We start from the raw sequence: 17,197 nt of genomic DNA, 5'->3' as shown, positions 1-17,197 counted from the left end.
CATGGAAACGCTGCTTGAGGTACGTAACCTTAGCAAGACCTTTCGCTATCGCACCGGGCTGTTTCGCCGCCAGCATGTTGAAGCGGTGAAATCGGTGAGTTTTACGCTTCGCGAAAAGCAGACGCTGGCGATTATCGGCGAAAATGGTTCGGGGAAATCGACATTAGCGAAGATGTTAAGCGGTATGATTCCCCCTGGCGAAGGTGAAATTCTGATTGACGATCATGCGCTTGAGTATGGTGATTACGGCTATCGTAGCCAGCGCATCCGCATGATCTTTCAGGACCCATCAAACTCCCTGAATCCACGCCAGCGCGTGAGTCAAATTCTCGATTTTCCGCTGCGGCTCAATACCGATCTTGATGCTGAGGCGCGTGAGAAGCGTATTATCGCCACACTGCGTCAGGTGGGTTTGCTGCGCGACCATGCCGGTTATTATCCGCACATGCTGGCGCCAGGGCAAAAGCAGCGCCTGGGCCTGGCCCGCGCACTGATCCTGCAACCAAAAATTATCGTTGCCGATGAAGCCCTTGCCTCACTGGATATGACCATGCGTTCGCAGCTGGTAAACCTGATGCTTGAATTGCAGGAAAAACATGGCATCGCCTATATTTATGTTACCCAGCATCTCGGCATGATGAAGCACATCAGCGACCAGGTTTTGGTCATGCATCAGGGCGAAGTGGTGGAGCGTGGCGGTACCGCTGACGTGCTGGCTTCGCCCCTGCACGAACTGACAAAGCGGTTAATCAGCAGCCATTTTGGCGAGGCGCTGACCGCCGAAGCCTGGCGACGCTAGCGCTGATTTTTACCGCATATCGCGGAATTGACGGGTCGATTTACCCGATCTCCATGAGACGTGCTAGAATCCGCACGTCGATTAACGTCGGTCGCTCACTTTTTAATCAATGCGACCGCCAACAACAATGACCATAAGGATTACAGCTATGGGTTTTCTTTCCGGTAAGCGCATTCTGATTACTGGCGTTGCCAGTAAACTCTCCATCGCCTACGGTATTGCACAGGCGATGCACAAGCAGGGCGCAGAACTGGCTTTCACTTACCAAAACGACAAACTGAAAGGTCGTGTGGAAGAGTTTGCTAAAGATTTGGGTTCCGACATCGTTCTGCCGTGTGACGTTGCAGAAGACGAAAGCATCAAATCACTGTTCACTGAACTGGCAAAAACCTGGCCGAAATTTGACGGTTTCGTTCACTCAATTGGCTTCGCACCAGGCGATCAGCTGGATGGCGACTATGTGAATGCCGTAACCCGCGAAGGGTTCAAAATCGCTCACGATATCAGCGCCTACAGCTTTGTTGCGATGGCGAAAGAGTGTCGCGAGATGCTGAACCCAAATGCTGCGTTGCTGACCCTCTCTTATCTGGGTGCTGAGCGTGCTATCCCTAACTATAACGTAATGGGCCTGGCGAAAGCGTCACTGGAAGCGAACGCGCGCTATATGGCGAACGCGATGGGACCAGAAGGCGTCCGCGTCAATGCCGTTTCTGCTGGCCCAATCCGTACTCTGGCAGCTTCAGGCATCAAAGACTTCCGTAAAATGCTGGCACACTGCGAAGCGGTTACCCCAATTCGTCGTACCGTAACCATTGAAGACGTCGGCAACTCAGCAGCATTCCTGTGCTCTGATTTGGCTGGCGGCATTACCGGTGAAATTGTTCACGTAGATGGTGGCTTCAGCATCGCGGCTATGAACGAGCTGGAACTCAAATAAGTTCTTCAGGGCGAGCCTGTCTCGCCCTTGTTTCCTCTGTGGTTATTTCTCGCCTGCCCCTGTTTTCCTGCCGTTATATTCAAACGCTATTATTTATCACCGATCATTCTTTTGTCCTGACGTCCCGTTCGGCGACGATAAGTTAGCCCCTCGACGCCTGGCACGTTTTCAGATTTTCCTCGTGCAGGCGTGCCAGAATTTGCAAAAGGATTGACCATGGAACAACGCCGCTACCCTGGCCATAATCACTGGTTTTACGAGAGTCAGACCAGCCCACGCACCTCACAAGCGGCGCCGCTGGTTCCTGAAGCAGCCCACATTAACGATCGTTTCCTGCTGGGTTTACAGCAGGAAGCTCACGCGTTGCAATCATTGTTGCATGTTAATCAGCCCGCGCTACTGGCGGCGCGCGATCTCAGCCAGGTGTTATTTCCCGACAGCCTTACGCCAACATTATCCCACACGCTGACCTTGTATGATCGCCTCAGCACCGCGCTTACCGTTGCCCAGGTGGCCGGTGTGCAGCGCCTGTGTAACCACTATTCCGCCCGGTTGAATCCGCTGCCGGGGCCTGACTCCTCGCATGAAAGCAATAATCGCCTGACGCAGATCACCCAATATGCCCGCCAGCTGGCAATGCAGCCTGAGTTGATCAACGCGGCGTCTATCACTGCCCTTGATGTGGTCGGGTTGAGCGAGCCAGACATCGTCACGCTGAATCAACTGATCGGCTTTGTCTGCTATCAAGCGCGCGTGGTAGCGGGATTGCATGCATTACAAGGTTCCCCGGTTCGTTGGTTACCGGGTATTCCCCTACCGCCCGATGCAGGCAGTGCAGGATTCGGGCAGGCACAGCGCTGGCAACCGACGCTCAAACCGCTGGAGTTACGTTATGCCAGCGCCGAACAGCTTGCGGCCATTACCCTCTGCCAGCCATACCACGAATTGACCGAGGCGAAATGGCTGCTGGCCCACGATCCGGCAGCGCTGTACGGCTGGATAATATTACGCCAGCGATTAGAAACCCAGCAGTTCAACCAGCTGGCGCAAGCCGCCTGTGAACGTATTCTCGGCAGCCGCTGGGCATTCCAGCATTTTCCTCAAGCAGAGGCGCTTATCGCTTCGGTCGATGAAGCCGTGTCAGATGAAGAACAGCGACAAATTGTTACGCTGGCGGCCCAGTTAACGCGCGTGCCAGAGCGTTTTAGTGCCGCACAGTTGCAGCCGTTAATGAATCGCGGATGGAAAATGGAGACGTTATTTGCGCTCATTCAGTCGGTTGCGCTAAGTAACTGGAACAGCCGCCTGTATTACGCCCTGGGCGAGGCGCGTTAAGCCAAATGTCCACGTGCCGCATCAAAGAAATGCTGAGCCAGTGGCGTGGCGCGCCCCGGTTCGGCAATAACCAATGCCGCTTCGCGCGTCATTTTTGTGATGTTGACTGGACGTTGCGCTAAATCGTGCAACGGTTCGGGGAGCAGGTGCCCTTTTGGCGAAATCAGTACGCCTAAGCCCACTTGTGTGCACTGTAGTAGCTGCATAATCGATGCGCTTTCAACAATCACACGCGGGGTTACACTCGCTTCGCGAAACACCGTATCCAGATAGCGACGGAAATAGCGCGTCGGCTCGGCCAGACACAGCGGTTGCTGCGCCAGCGTTGCCAGTTCGATCACATCATATTGCGCTAAATCCTGGAAATATTCAGGATGGAAAATGATTTCAACGCCGCGATCGGCGGGTAGCGCGGCCTGAAAATGCAGCTCACGCAGTGTCGCCATTTCAAAAAAACCGATGCCGACATCAACCGTATGACTGTTTAGCGCCTCCAGTAGCTGATCGGCACTTAACACTGCAATGCGGTAATTCAACTGGGGATAACGCGCCTCTACCGCCTTCAGCAATTGTGGCAAGGCGACGCTACATTGTGGCACTACACCAAGACGCAAAGTACCATTGACGCCGTGTTTCAGCGATTCCACTTCCAGCTTTAACCCCTGATAAACCGAGACGATTTCCCGCGCCCAGGCTAAAACGCGATCGCCTTCTGGCGTAAAACCGGCAAAATTGTTGCTGCGGTTAATCAAAGACAATCCGAGTTCGCGCTCAAGATTCTTGAGCCGCATCGATAATGTAGGTTGCGTAACAAAACTGGCTTCGGCGGCACGGCCAAAGTGGCGCTCGCGCTCCAGGTTACAAAGATAAATCAATTGTTTTATGTCTATTTTCTTTACCTATCAATGGGATAACAAGGATTTCTATGAGTATAAATATAATTATGTACTAATTAACACTCCTCTTCCGAAAGGAAGGGGATTCTTGTTTCGCTGAGCCAAACCTAAGCCGCGTTAATCGGTTTAGGATCTACAGGCTCTCCACACGCTAACACGGCGAGTCCCGCCGCTTTTATATTTTATGCCGCGTTAATGTCATGGTCAGCGCTGCGGATGTCAATGTAAACTCATCATTCAGGTCGGCGTTCCTCTTCTGGTTCCTGCTCTTGCTTTTCTTCATCCTCGTTACTGACCATTGTTGCCTGGATCACTTCTTCTTCAAGCGTTGGATTCAGGGCCGCACCTAAAGGTGACGTCGCCAGGCTGTCGGGCAAAACAACGTGAGGCAAAGGCACTTCAGTGGTAGGCATGGGAACCTGTTTTACGGTGTAACTAAGCAGAGCAATCAGGAGCGCGCACAGTATAAAACACAGGTACAGCATATTGCTGCCAAGTGGCTGCATCAAGGCGCCAACCGCCAGCGGCCCGATACTGGCTCCGATACCAAACGCCATCAGCAAACAAGCGGTGAGGGAAACGCGGCGTTCTGCTGCTACCTGATCATTTGCCAGCGCCACCTGCAACGGATAAAGCGAGAACTGCATCATACTGACGACAAACGCGGTGCCCAGCAGCCAGCCAAATGTCAAATGCGGCAATAACACCAGCGGCAGCGCCGTCATGGCAAACAGCGCGGAAATAAAGAACAGCAGGCGCTGGCGATCGTAGCGGTCAGAAAGCCAGCTCAGCGGAAACTGCGAAACCAATCCGGCAAAGATAGTCAGGCTCATAAACAACCCGGTCTGGCCGGTGGAAAAGCCTTTACTGCTCGCGTATACCGGCGCTAATCCGTAAAACGCGCCGACGGCCATGCCGGTGATCAGGATGGTGCTTAAGAGCTTAGGGATAGTGCGAATAAAATAGCCCAGCTCCATCGGTGCGGGCGACATCGCCTGTACGTTTGTGCGTGTGGTAAGGGCAATCGGCACCAGACACAGGGCAAAACACAGCGCTACGATCAGCAGAGAACTCACGCCAAAACCGCTTTGTAGCGTCAACAGCACCTGACCACCGCTCAAACCTAAATAAGTCGCCACCATATAGAAGCCGAAAATCACGCCGCGCTGGGATGACTCCGCCTGATCGTTCAGCCAGCTTTCCAGCACCATATACTGGCACATCATGCACAATCCGATGATTAAGCGCAGAAATACCCAAAGTGGAATGATGTCTGTTAAGCCATGACCGATAACGGAGGCGGTGATAATACCGGCGCAGGAAACATAAGCACGAATATGCCCAACGCGGGCGATTAAATTATGGCCAACTTTACCGCCAATCACTAAGCCAACATAGTTCGCGGCAGTAATGGTGCCGATTAACGCGCCATTGACCTGTTCATGTGCCAGGCGAAGGGAGACGTAAGTAGTCAAAAGGCCGGAACCCAGCAGCATCAGCAAGGTGGTGGCGTAGAGGGGCAGAAAGGTGCTAAAGATTTTTTTCATACGACTCCCTGTCAATAGCAGAAAGGCATCAGTTCTAAATCCCTAAAGATAGACAATTTTTTCCCGTTTCGGAGAATCGGCTAGCTGAAAGCAAAGACCGGAACAGTCTCGCCGGCCTTGGTGTTACTAATCAGAAGTTAGGAAAAGTGATGCTATTTCCCGGCGCTTCGCGGTGCAGATGGATAAAGTTCAGGTGGCGTTCGTATTGATCGAGAATATCAATAATCACCTGCTCTTTACTGTAATCCATCAAATCGTTGCCCTGGCTGCCTTCCAGTAAGAAGGTCTCCAGTCGATAGTACGTTGATTTACCGCTACGCGCGCGATAGGTAAAGCCTGGAACGGAGTACTGTTGCGGCCAGACCTGATAAACGAAGTCCTGCTCTTCACCCAGATTAACGCGCAGATCAAGATAACCAATTGCGCTGCCCTCTTCGGCTGGCATGTTATCCAGCGCCACTTTACCGCCTCGCAACGCTAATTCTTTCGCCACGTCCTGCATTGCCGGGAATACTACCGTTTCCATCATCTGCTGGGTATAACGGGTGCCGGGATAGTTCATCAGGCGCGACAGGCGTTTTTTCCAGCTCAGACGATCATTAGCGGCGATCAGATACGGTGCGGTTTCACGCGTTGCGCTGGCGCGCCGGTAATCTTCAATTTTCATTGACTTATACAGCCCCGCCATCACAAAGAAAATCACAAAGCTGAATGGCAGACCCATGATGACCGTGGTGTATTGGAGCGCGGAGATGCCGTTGGTCATCAACATGCTCAGGGTTAATACGCCGATGGCGACTGACCAGAAGATACGCAACCAGTTTGGTGCATCGCTGTTGATGTCTTTGAGCTTCGAGGTGAAGTTAGCCAGCACCAGCGAGCCGGAATCGGCTGAGGTGACATAAAACAGCAGCCCGGTAATGGTTGCCACCGATGCGCTCAATTTAAAGGCGGGGTACTGCGCCAGCAGGCTGTAGAAGCCACGCTCCGCATGACCCATCACTTCCTGAGCAAAACCGGCATTGCCGTGGATGATTGCATATAACGCAGCATTACCAAATACCGACAGCCACAGCAGCGTAAAGGTGAACGGGATAATCAGCGTGCCGACAACGAACTCGCGAATGGTACGTCCACGTGAAATACGTGCCAGAAACAAGCCGACAAACGGCGACCAGGCAACCCACCACGCCCAGAAGAAGAGCGTCCAGCTGTTCATCCATTCGGTTGGGCGATCAAAGGCAAAGGTGTTCAACGTCATGCCCATAAAGCGATGAATATAATCGCCCACGTTCAGCACCAGCGCATCAAGCAGGAACTCAGTCTTGCCCATAAACAGGACAAACAGAATCAGGCCAAGCGCCAGCGCGACGTTAAGTTCTGAAAGGATACGAATGCCTTTATCGACGCCAGAGGTGACTGAAATCGTCGCAATCACAACCGACAAGATAATCAGCGCCGTTTGTGCTGTCAGGCCCTCTGGAACGTCAAACAGCACTTTCAGACCGTAATTTAACTGCACCACGCCAATGCCCAGGGTGGTGGCGATACCAAAGATAGTGCCGACCACCGCAGCAATATCTACCGAGTGTCCAATTGGGCCGTTAATGCGTTTGCCGAAAATCGGGTACAGCGCAGAGCGAATGGTCAAAGGCAGGTTGTAACGGTAGCTGAAATAGCCCAGCGCGATGCCCATCAGCGCATACATCGACCAGCCCGTTAAGCCGTAGTGGAACAGCGTCCAGACCATTGCCTGACGGGCCGCTTGCAGGGTTTGCCCGGCCCCTTCTGGTGGCTGCATATATTGTGCAACCGGCTCAGCGACCGAGAAGAACATCAGATCGATACCGATACCGGCCGCAAATAACATTGCCGACCAACTCAGCATACTAAATTCGGGTTTCGACTGTTCCGGGCCAAGCTTGATTGCACCAAAACGCGAGCAGGCCATATAAAGAACAAACACGATATATACGGTAGCGGCCAGCATGTAATACCAGCCAAATTTAGCGGAGACCCAGTTTACCGCGTCCAGGATCCAGCCTGCGGCTAAATCGCTATACAAGATTGTAACCAGTGAAAATGTCAGAATCAGTCCGGCTGATGTGTAAAACACAACGGGATTGATTCTGTCTTTTTCACTGGCAGGTGGATTAATCATCGTTTACCTCTGGTTAATTTACTGCAAAAAATCAATAAGTCGCTTTTTACGATCAGCAAATTTCTGATCGGCTTCCTTCCCATGTCTGTCCAGATTATTGAATCGCGATCGAAAGCGTGTTGCCTGCCCCACCGCTGTGTTTATGTAACAACTAACTCACTGCATCCTAACAAAATTCTTTTTATATTGAACGTGCAATCAAAAAAAGTTTTAATAGTGGTTCGAATTGAAGGTGGAGCTGGAACTATGCCGAAGGTGGGAATGCAGCCGATAAGACGTCGGCAGCTGATTGATGCGACGCTGAGCACCATTAATGAAGTCGGCATTAATGATGCAACGATCGCCCAGATTGCACGCCGTGCAGGCGTATCGACAGGGATCATCAGCCCCTATTTCAATGATAAAAATGGCTTGTTAGAAGCGACGATGCGTGATGTCACGCGCCAGTTGCGCGATGCGGTTGCCGCCAGGCTCAGGCCTCTGACCCACAGCTCCACCGAAGCACGCCTGTGCGCTATCGTCGAAGGCAATTTCGATGAAACGCAGGTGCATAACGCGGCCATGAAGGCCTGGCTGGATTTCTGGTCCCGCAGCATGCACCAACCTCAGCTCAATCGCCTCGAACGCGTCAGCAGCCGTCGTTTATTTTCTACGCTGGCAGCGGAGTTTCGCCGCGAGATGCCGCGCGAAAAGGCGCGCCTGGCAGCTTATGGATTAGCCGCATTGATCGACGGCTTATGGCTGCGTATCGCATTAAGCGGTAAGCCTTTTAATCCTGATGACGCCAGCGCGTTAACAACACAATTTATCCGTCAGCAGCTGGCTGGCGAGCACGAATAAAGGAAGGAGAAGAGATGTTTCCATTCGCCGAGCAAAAATTGTATATCGATGGCGCCTGTGTTGCCGCGGCTGAAGGCGAGACCTTCCAGACTATTAACCCGGCCAACGGCGAAGTGCTGGCTGAAGTACATCAGGCCGGACCGGCTGACGTAGATCGCGCAGTTGTTGCTGCCCAAAAAGGACAGAAAGTCTGGGCGGCGATGACGCCAATGGCACGTTCACGCATCCTGCGTCGTGCCGTTGATATTCTGCGTGAGCGAAATGATGAACTGGCCGAACTGGAAATGCTTGATACCGGCAAGCCCTACAGCGAAACCGCGAGCGTTGATATTGTGACCGGCGCCGACGTGCTGGAGTATTATGCGGGCCTGGTCCCTTCTCTGGAAGGCCAGCAGATTCCGCTGCGCGCGACCTCTTTCGTTTATACCCGCCGTGAACCGTTAGGTGTGGTAGCGGGCATTGGCGCATGGAATTATCCCATCCAGATCGCTTTATGGAAATCGGCACCGGCTCTGGCAGCAGGCAATGCCATGATTTTCAAACCCAGCGAAGTCACGCCTTTGACCGCATTAAAACTGGCAGAGATCTATACCGAAGCGGGCCTGCCCGATGGTGTATTCAACGTGCTGCCTGGCACCGGTCCGGTAACCGGTCAGCTACTGACCGAACATCCAGGAATCGACAAAGTGTCGTTTACCGGCGGCGTTGCCAGCGGTAAAAAAGTGATGGCGAACGCGGCAGGCTCCACGCTGAAAGAGGTCACCATGGAGCTGGGCGGTAAGTCTCCCCTGATCATATTTGATGATGCCGATCTCGATTTGGCGGCCGACATCGCCATGATGGCCAATTTTTACAGTTCTGGTCAGGTATGCACCAACGGCACCCGCGTGTTTATCCCTACTCCGCTGAAAGCCGCTTTCGAAGCGAAAATTGCTGAACGGGTGGCACGGATTCGCCCTGGCGATCTGCGTCAGCCGGAAACTAACTTTGGCCCGCTGGTCAGTTTTGCCCATCGCGATAATGTAATGCGCTATATCGAATCCGGTATTGCTGAAGGCGCACGCGTGCTGTGCGGCGGTAAGCGTTTAACCGGTCCGGGTTTTGATAATGGTGCCTGGGTTGCCCCAACCGTGTTCACTGATTGTCATGACCAGATGAAAATTGTGCGTGAAGAGATCTTTGGTCCGGTGATGTCCATTCTGACTTATAACGATGAAGAAGAGGTGATCCGCCGCGCCAATGCCACCGAGTTTGGTCTGGCTGCGGGTGTTGTCACGCAAGACCTGAACCGCGCGCATCGGGTTATTCATCAAATTGAAGCGGGTATCTGCTGGATCAATACCTGGGGTGAATCGGCTGCCGAGATGCCGGTCGGCGGCTACAAGCATTCCGGCGTTGGTCGTGAAAATGGCCTGATAACGCTGCAAAACTATACCCAGCTAAAATCGGTGCAAGTCGAACTCACGCGTTTTCAGTCTGTATTTTAATTTTTTAACCTGAGGAACGACGAATGGAATTTGATTACATCATTATCGGAGCCGGATCCGCAGGGAATGTTTTAGCAACACGCCTGACCGAAGACAGCGACGTCAACGTTCTCCTGTTAGAAGCGGGCGGACCTGATTATCGTTTCGATTTTCGCACTCAGATGCCTGCGGCGTTAGCGTACCCGCTCCAGGGAAAACGCTATAACTGGGCATACGAAACCGATCCTGAACCCCATATGAACAATCGCCGTATGGAGTGTGGACGCGGTAAAGGCCTGGGCGGCTCATCGCTGATTAACGGCATGTGCTATATCCGCGCAAATGCGCTGGATCTTGATAACTGGGCCGCTGAGCCTGGTCTGGAATCGTGGAGCTATCTGGATTGCCTGCCCTACTATCGTAAAGCGGAAACACGCGACATCGGACCGAATGATTATCATGGCGGCGAGGGGCCTGTTTGCGTCGCGACGCCGAAAGCCGGGAATAATGTATTGTTCGAGGCGATGATCGAAGCGGGTGTCCAGGCAGGTTATCCGCGCACCGATGACCTGAACGGTTATCAGCAGGAAGGCTTTGGTCCAATGGACCGTACTGTGACGCCCCAGGGCCGTCGTTCCAGCACCGCGCGCGGGTATCTCGATCAGGCCAAAGGCCGTACTAACCTGAAGATTATTACCCACGCCACCACCGACCGTATTCTGTTCGAAGGCAAACGTGCCACAGGCGTAGAGTATCTGGTTGGCGACAGCCATACCGCGCAACAAGCCTATGCGCGCCGTGAAATACTGTTATGTGCGGGTGCCATCGCTTCGCCGCAAATTTTACAGCGTTCAGGTGTTGGCCCGGCTAATTTGCTGAAGCAGTTTGCTATTCCGCTGGTGCATGATCTTCCTGGCGTCGGCGAGAATCTGCAGGACCATCTGGAGATGTACTTGCAGTACGAATGTAAAGAACCGGTTTCGCTCTATCCGGCATTAAAATGGTGGAACCAGCCGAAAATCGGTGCTGAATGGATGTTTAACGGCAGTGGTGTCGGCGCGAGCAATCAGTTCGAAGCGGGTGGGTTTATTCGTAGTCGTGAAGAGTTCGCCTGGCCGAATATCCAGTACCACTTCCTGCCGGTTGCCATTAATTACAATGGTTCGAACGCGGTCGATGCGCACGGTTTTCAGTGCCATGTGGGCTCGATGCGTTCGCCAAGTCGCGGCCATGTGCGTTTAAAATCGCGCGATCCGCGACAGCATCCGTCGATTTTGTTCAACTATATGGCGTCTGAACAGGACTGGCATGAATTCCGCGATGCGATTCGCATCACCCGTGAAATTATTCAGCAGCCTGCGCTAGATAACTATCGCGGCCGCGAAATCAGTCCGGGTCTGGATTGCCAGACCGATGAACAACTGGATGAGTTTGTGCGTAACCATGGCGAAACGGCTTACCATCCATGCGGCACGTGCAAAATGGGCAGCGACAGTATGGCCGTAGTGGACGGTGAGGGGCGCGTTCATGGACTGGAAGCGCTGCGTGTGGTCGATGCGTCAATTATGCCGCTCATCATTACCGGTAACCTGAACGCCACCACCATTATGATAGGCGAAAAGATTGCTGACCGCATTCGCGGTCGCCAGCCGCTGCCGCGCAGTACGGCGAAATACTTTGTTGCCGGTGAGACCCCCGTGCGCAAAGCGCCTCAGCGCAAAACATCAGAAGCGTAACGTTACCTGAATTAAATAAGCGCCAACAGCAAGACTGCTGGCGTTTTTTCATCCTGCTCTGCTTTATTCGACCATCCCTGTAGCTGGCCTGCTCTGAGCGTCCTTAGAAATTTTCAGAGACAATAAATTACTCACCTCTTTTAACTGAAAAACAAGGGTATTTTGCCAAAAAAGCCGGGGGTTTCCGGTTTTCGGCTGCAAATTGTCAGTTTTTTTATACGCTTGTTTGACAATCATTTACAGAGGGACGCACAGTGACATCAACATGGTTTCGTTTATGGCCAACGCTTAGCGGTATTCTGGTTAGCCTGTCTGGACTGGCTTATCTGATACTCGGCGGCTGGCTGGCAGTTTCAGGCGGTACACCCTGGTACCTGCTTTTTGGCATCGGTTTTTTAATCAGTGGAATCTTCATTTTACGTCGTCGATCGGCTGGCATTTGGCTTTATCTGCTCACCTTCCTGATCGTGATGATTTGGTCATTAGCCGAAGTGGGACTAGATGGCTGGCAGCTGCTGCCTCGTCTGCTTGCACTGGCAATCCTTGGCATCTGGTTGTGTATGCCTTGGGTGGTGCGTCCTGTTGTCGCCGTGCCTGCGCAACGCCGTGCAACTCTGGGTGCCGGGTTTATTTATCTCCTCGCTATCGTTGGCATTCTGTATAGCGGCTGGCAGGTCACTGACGCGCGCTTCATTCATCATCAGCCCTTCCCCGCTACGCAAATCGGGCAAAACAGCGCCACACCCGATAATGATAATGACTGGAAGCATTATGGCCGCACGGCCGCCGGACAACGATTCTCACCGCTAACGCAAATCACGCCGCAAAACGTCAGTAAGCTGAAACCCGCGTGGCGTTATGACACGGGTGATGTTATGCGTAAAGGTGAAGACAAAGCCGGACGCGAATTCAGTTTTGAAGTCACTCCGATCAAAGTCGGCAATAGCCTGTATATCTGTACGCCCCACCGTGCCGTGATTGCATTGGATGCGACCAGCGGAAAACAGCGCTGGAAGTTTGAACCGAAAGCAAACACCGCGGCCAATGAATATCTTGCCTGTCGTGGCGTAGCGTGGAGTCAGGTTGAAAGTGACGCTACCTGCCCGGAAAAAATTATCACTACCACGGCGGATGCGCGCATGGTGGCGCTGAATGCCCGTACCGGTAAACCTTGTGAGTCCTTTGGCGATCATGGTTATGTCAGCCTGACCGACCATATGGGCGACGTGCCGCCTGGTTTCCACTACATCACTTCGCAGCCCATGGTGATGGATGGACGCATTGTGTTAGGAGGCTGGATTTACGATAACCAAGCCACCGGGGAACCGTCGGGCGTGATCCGCGCTTATGATGAAAAAACCGGCAAACTGAGCTGGGCATGGGATATGGGTAGAAATCCAGCCAATGCACCATTAAAGCCGGGTGAAACCTATACGCGCGGAACACCAAATGGCTGGGGAACTTACACTGCCGATGCGAAGCTGGGTTTGATCTATATCCCGCTAGGCAATGCAACGCCAGACTATTACGGTGCCGGCAGACGTCCTTTCGACGAGAAATATTCCAGCGCGATTGTGGCGCTCGATATTCACAGCGGTGAAGAAAAGTGGCATTTCCAGACGGTGCATCACGATGTCTGGGACTTTGACTTGCCGATCGGCCCAACCTTAGTGGATTTGCCCTCATCGAATGGCAGCACCGTTCCTGCGCTGGTGCAAACGACTAAAATGGGACAGATTTTTATGCTGGATCGCCGTACCGGTAAGCCGCTGGCGCAGGTAAATGAAAAGCCGGTGCCGTCATCGCCTTCGCTACCCGGTGAGCGACTTTCGCCCACCCAGCCGGATTCCGTTGGTATGCCGGATCTTGGCCCACCGGTGTTAAAAGCCAGCGAGACCTGGGGCGCGACGCCTTTTGATCAGCTGTTGTGCCGCATTCAGTTCCATCGTTATCGCTATCAAGGCAATTTCACGCCGCCAGCAGCCGGAACGTCCATTGCTTACCCCGCCTTTGATGGCGTGATGGACTGGTATGGTGCGTCAGTCGATCCACGCCATAACGTGATGATCGCCAATACCAGCTACATTCCTTTCACCATGCAAATGATGAAAAGCGATGAAGCCATCAAGCAAGGGCTAATGCAGAAATGGGCTGGCTGGGCCAGCGGGCAACCCTATCCAAAACCAAAAGAGTTTGCGGTAGGTCCGCAATATGGCACGCCGTGGGCAGCGGTAGTCAAACCGTGGCTTGGCGTATTAGGCGCGCCGTGTAGCATGCCACCATGGGGCAAAATTTACGCTATCGATCTGACCAGTCGCAAAGTGATTTGGGAGCGTCCGGCTGGCACCACGCGCGACATGAATATTTTTGGTACCCATACCAACGCACCGCTGCCTACCGGTATCTTTATGATGGGTGGCAACGTCATTACGCAAAGCGGGCTGATTTTCATGGGCGCAACCGCCGATGATTACCTGCGTGCTTATGACGAAACCAGCGGACGAGAACTGTGGCGCACCCGTTTACCGGCTGGCGGACAGGCTACGCCAATGACTTACATGGGGGAAGATGGGCGACAATATGTCGTTATCGCCGCCGGTGGTCACGGCGGGCTGGGTACCCGCTCGGGTGATTCTCTGATGGCCTATGCGCTTCCTGCACATTAATTCATTCTTTCAGGGCTGCGGTGCTTGCAGCCCTTTTATTAATAGTCTGAGCCTGGTTATTACCCATAATTCATATGCAGTAAAAGTTTTTAATGCATTAATTATTTGCATAAAGTGACTGTCGCTTCCAGGCTTAAACAGAATCTAAATAAGGAGGCGTTATGCCTGAACAATATCGCAATTGTATTGAAGCCTGCTATTTATGTGCCGCTGCCTGTGATAACTGTGCAGCCTCTTGTCTGAAAGAAGAAGATCTGGAAATGATGCGCGACTGTATCCGTCTGGATATGCAGTGCGCCAATATATGTCGCCTGAGCGCGCAATTTATGGCGCTGGATAGTCAGTCAGCGAAAGAATTATGCGCGATTTGTGCCGATATATGTCGGCAATGTGGTGAAGAGTGTGGGAAACATCAGCATGATCATTGCCAGAAATGTTCTAAAGCCTGTCTGCATTGTGCAGAAGCTTGTCAAAAAATGGCCGCATAAAGTGAAAAACAACCGCCTGTCAGGCGGTTGTTTTTCCTGCGTTAAGGAAAGGTACAATCCTAAACGAAGGGGCGACTATCAAGTGGTTTTTGTTTCAAATGGACCTGCATCACCTGTATTCAAAACGTCATTCTCGCGGGCAATAAGTTGAGAAACTTTAACCATATCCTCGAACTCTTGCAGCAGTAATTCTGTTTCAGCCTGGCAAGGATCGTTTAGATCAACTCGCACGGAGTTGATTGCTTTATTCACGCTGCCAATGAGTTCATTAATCCCACCGCTTTGACCGATGGTAAAAAGCAACGCACTCATCATTAACGATTGCGCTTCTACCCGAGCGGCTAGCTGTTTTGCCTGAGCGTCCATCTTTGAAATCTTAGCGAGCATACTCAGTATGACATTATTCATCTGACCTCCTGGCATTTATTCAGAAAAACAATGGGCGCTTAGCGCTGAATATACTCAGCATACCTGAAAAGGCGATTAATATGCTACATGAACAGCTCACCCTCCGACTTATCTGAATATTACCGGGCGCTTAATTTTCCAGCCGTTATTAAACAGGGCATTTTAATCATCACAATAAATAAAGGATGTTCGATGTTTACCTTTTCGCTTTACGCTACGCCTAACGCTGTTTTGACTTCATTGGCAATTTTTTCTACCTGCGGGCCATAAATTACCTGCACATCATTATCACTGACGCGATTAACGCCATTAGCGCCTGTGCTCATTAAGGTTTGATCGACTACTTCTTTCATGTCTTTGACGCGCACGCGTAAGCGGGTAAAGCAGCAGTCAACATCCTCAATATTAGCCTGCCCGCCTAACCCGCTGATGATTACCTGCGTCCGTTCATCGGCGGCAACCGCCTGTGGCTTTTCATCACCGGATTCGCGTCCCGGCGTTTCGACGTTCATGCGGGTAATAACAAAACGGAAAGCGTAATAATAGAGCGGCGCATACAGGCCCCCGAGCACCAGTGTCCACCACCAGTGGGTTTTGCTGCCGCCGAGAATACCAAACACGATCAAGTCGATTGCGCCACCCTGCACGTTGCCGATCATCAGATGCAGCATCGACATCAACATAAACGACAGGCCCGTCAGAAAAGCATGTAATAAATAGAGTACCGGTGAGACGAAGATGAAGCAGAACTCCAGCGGTTCGGTGATGCCTGTGGTAAATGAAGTTAATGCGCCTGCCATCACCAGCGCTTTGACGCGCTGTTTATGTTCCGGTCGCGCGGTGTGATAAATCGCCAGCGCTGCCGCCGGTAAACCAAACATCATCACAGGAATCTTGCCTTGTGCCAGAAATTGTGTGGCAGCGCGCAGGGTGTTATCCGGGATCATGCCTGGATTGGTTAATGAGGTATTAAAGATATTGAGCGCGCCGACAATACTTTGCCCATCGACCGTTGCCATACCGCCAATCGGGGTGAAACGCACCGTTTCATTCAGAATATGGTGCAAACCGGTGGGAATTAAGATGCGCTCGAAGGCGCCGAGTAAGAACGCGCCGTATTGACCGCTTTTGCCAATCATCTGCCCGATCCAGGCAATACCTTCCCCAATCGTTGGCCAGATTAGCGCCAGTAACACCCCAATCAACGGCAGACAGACAACGGTCACAATCAGCACGAAGCGACGGCCGCCAAAGAAGCTGATCGCCGTCGGCAGTTGTTGGGTATAAAAACGATTGTGCAGCACGACGGTGACCAGACCCGCAATTACCCCGCCGAGAACGCTCATGTTGTACGTAAAAACGCCAAGCATCTCGATATACTCAGCCGACGTCATCATTGCAGTGGTTTGATCCATGCCTGCCTGCTGCAGCGCGTCCGGCGTGGTGGTAGCGGCGGTTAAGCCTTTTGCCGCCAGAGTGGCATTGATACCCACGTTCATGGCCAGATAACCAATCACCGCAGCAAAAGCGGCAGTGGGTTTTTCTGCCTTAGCTAACCCGATGGCGCTGGCAACTGCGAAAAATACCGGCAGGTTGGCAAACAGCGCGCCAGCCACTTTGCGAATAAAGCCAATGATTAACTGTGGCACCTGCATCTGTGCAAACGCATCGCCGGTGATCGCCGGGTTCTGCATCGCCGCGGCCAGGCCGAGAAATATCCCCGCAGCGGCAATGACAGAGATTGGCATCATCAACGCTTTGCCAAAAGCATGAATCTGGCTGGTGAGCTGTTTCATGGTGTCGCGCCCTTTTCTGTGGTGAAAAAACAGTATTAGCGCGATGTTGAAAGTTCACCCGTCATCGCCGGGTTAATCACCCGTAAAATTTGACTTCTATCACATTTGAATCCCGTGCACGA

General features: G+C 52.4%; 13 protein-coding genes. 8 read left to right on the top strand and 5 right to left on the bottom strand.

The features are described 5' to 3' along the window. Position 1: 1 nt before the first annotated feature. The 3 genes from sapF to QRY16_RS01070 all read left to right on the top strand — a co-directional run bounded on the left by sapF (position 2) and on the right by QRY16_RS01070 (position 3,071). Positions 2 to 799 carry a putrescine export ABC transporter ATP-binding protein SapF gene (gene sapF, locus QRY16_RS01080; protein ID WP_193404294.1) on the top strand — a complete coding sequence of 266 codons (798 nt, stop codon included), beginning with the start codon at positions 2 to 4 and terminating at the stop codon, positions 797 to 799. A gap of 148 nt (positions 800 to 947) precedes the next feature. After that, positions 948 to 1,736, top strand: coding sequence for an enoyl-ACP reductase FabI (gene fabI, locus QRY16_RS01075; RefSeq protein ID WP_289775330.1), 789 nt, complete (start codon positions 948 to 950; stop codon positions 1,734 to 1,736). Positions 1,737 to 1,952: 216 nt separating this feature from the next. Next, the gene (locus tag QRY16_RS01070) at positions 1,953 to 3,071 is read left to right on the top strand and encodes a CMD domain-containing protein (protein WP_289775329.1); all 1,119 of its coding nucleotides are present in this window, start codon (positions 1,953 to 1,955) and stop codon (positions 3,069 to 3,071) included. Here the strand turns inward: QRY16_RS01070 and QRY16_RS01065 are convergent. The 3 genes from QRY16_RS01065 to QRY16_RS01055 all read right to left on the bottom strand — a co-directional run bounded on the left by QRY16_RS01065 (position 3,068) and on the right by QRY16_RS01055 (position 7,675). Further along, positions 3,068 to 3,961, bottom strand: coding sequence for a LysR family transcriptional regulator (locus QRY16_RS01065; RefSeq protein ID WP_289775421.1), 894 nt, complete (start codon positions 3,959 to 3,961; stop codon positions 3,068 to 3,070). The genes QRY16_RS01070 and QRY16_RS01065 overlap by 4 nt on opposite strands. 239 nt (positions 3,962 to 4,200) lie before the next feature. Beyond that, positions 4,201 to 5,514, bottom strand: a complete 1,314-nt coding sequence (locus tag QRY16_RS01060) for an MFS transporter (RefSeq protein WP_289775328.1) — start codon at positions 5,512 to 5,514, stop codon at positions 4,201 to 4,203. 130 nt (positions 5,515 to 5,644) lie between these two features. Continuing rightward, on the bottom strand, positions 5,645 to 7,675 hold the full coding sequence (locus tag QRY16_RS01055; RefSeq protein WP_289775327.1) for a choline transporter: 2,031 nt from the start codon (positions 7,673 to 7,675) through the stop codon (positions 5,645 to 5,647). Positions 7,676 to 7,921: 246 nt separating this feature from the next. On the opposite strand from QRY16_RS01055, the gene betI reads away from it, so the two are divergent. The 5 genes from betI to QRY16_RS01030 all read left to right on the top strand — a co-directional run bounded on the left by betI (position 7,922) and on the right by QRY16_RS01030 (position 14,871). After that, positions 7,922 to 8,515, top strand: coding sequence for a transcriptional regulator BetI (betI, locus tag QRY16_RS01050; RefSeq protein ID WP_289775326.1), 594 nt, complete (start codon positions 7,922 to 7,924; stop codon positions 8,513 to 8,515). Between the two features lie 14 nt (positions 8,516 to 8,529). Continuing rightward, positions 8,530 to 10,002: a betaine-aldehyde dehydrogenase gene (gene betB, locus QRY16_RS01045; RefSeq protein ID WP_193404300.1), complete on the top strand. Its 1,473-nt coding sequence runs from the start codon at positions 8,530 to 8,532 to the stop codon at positions 10,000 to 10,002. Positions 10,003 to 10,025: 23 nt separating this feature from the next. Continuing rightward, positions 10,026 to 11,717 carry a choline dehydrogenase gene (gene betA, locus QRY16_RS01040; protein WP_289775325.1) on the top strand — a complete coding sequence of 564 codons (1,692 nt, stop codon included), beginning with the start codon at positions 10,026 to 10,028 and terminating at the stop codon, positions 11,715 to 11,717. A 254-nt stretch (positions 11,718 to 11,971) separates the two neighbouring features. Next, the gene (locus tag QRY16_RS01035) at positions 11,972 to 14,383 is read left to right on the top strand and encodes a membrane-bound PQQ-dependent dehydrogenase, glucose/quinate/shikimate family (protein ID WP_289775324.1); all 2,412 of its coding nucleotides are present in this window, start codon (positions 11,972 to 11,974) and stop codon (positions 14,381 to 14,383) included. 161 nt (positions 14,384 to 14,544) lie between these two features. Continuing rightward, the gene (locus QRY16_RS01030; RefSeq protein WP_289775323.1) at positions 14,545 to 14,871 is read left to right on the top strand and encodes a four-helix bundle copper-binding protein; all 327 of its coding nucleotides are present in this window, start codon (positions 14,545 to 14,547) and stop codon (positions 14,869 to 14,871) included. A 78-nt stretch (positions 14,872 to 14,949) separates the two neighbouring features. Here QRY16_RS01030 and iraP read toward each other — a convergent pair whose 3' ends face one another. Together iraP and QRY16_RS01020 are read right to left on the bottom strand one after the other, a co-directional pair. After that, a complete protein-coding gene (gene iraP / locus QRY16_RS01025) occupies positions 14,950 to 15,279 on the bottom strand; it encodes an anti-adapter protein IraP (RefSeq protein WP_193404303.1) in 330 nt (109 codons plus the stop codon). A 209-nt stretch (positions 15,280 to 15,488) separates the two neighbouring features. Beyond that, positions 15,489 to 17,075, bottom strand: a complete 1,587-nt coding sequence (locus QRY16_RS01020; protein WP_289775322.1) for a PTS transporter subunit EIIC — start codon at positions 17,073 to 17,075, stop codon at positions 15,489 to 15,491. Positions 17,076 to 17,197: the final 122 nt, after the last annotated feature.

The sequence above is a fragment of the Mixta mediterraneensis genome, assembly GCF_030283135.1.
Lineage (GTDB): Bacteria > Pseudomonadota > Gammaproteobacteria > Enterobacterales > Enterobacteriaceae > Pantoea > Pantoea mediterraneensis.
This window is presented reverse-complemented; position numbering and strand designations above follow the sequence as displayed.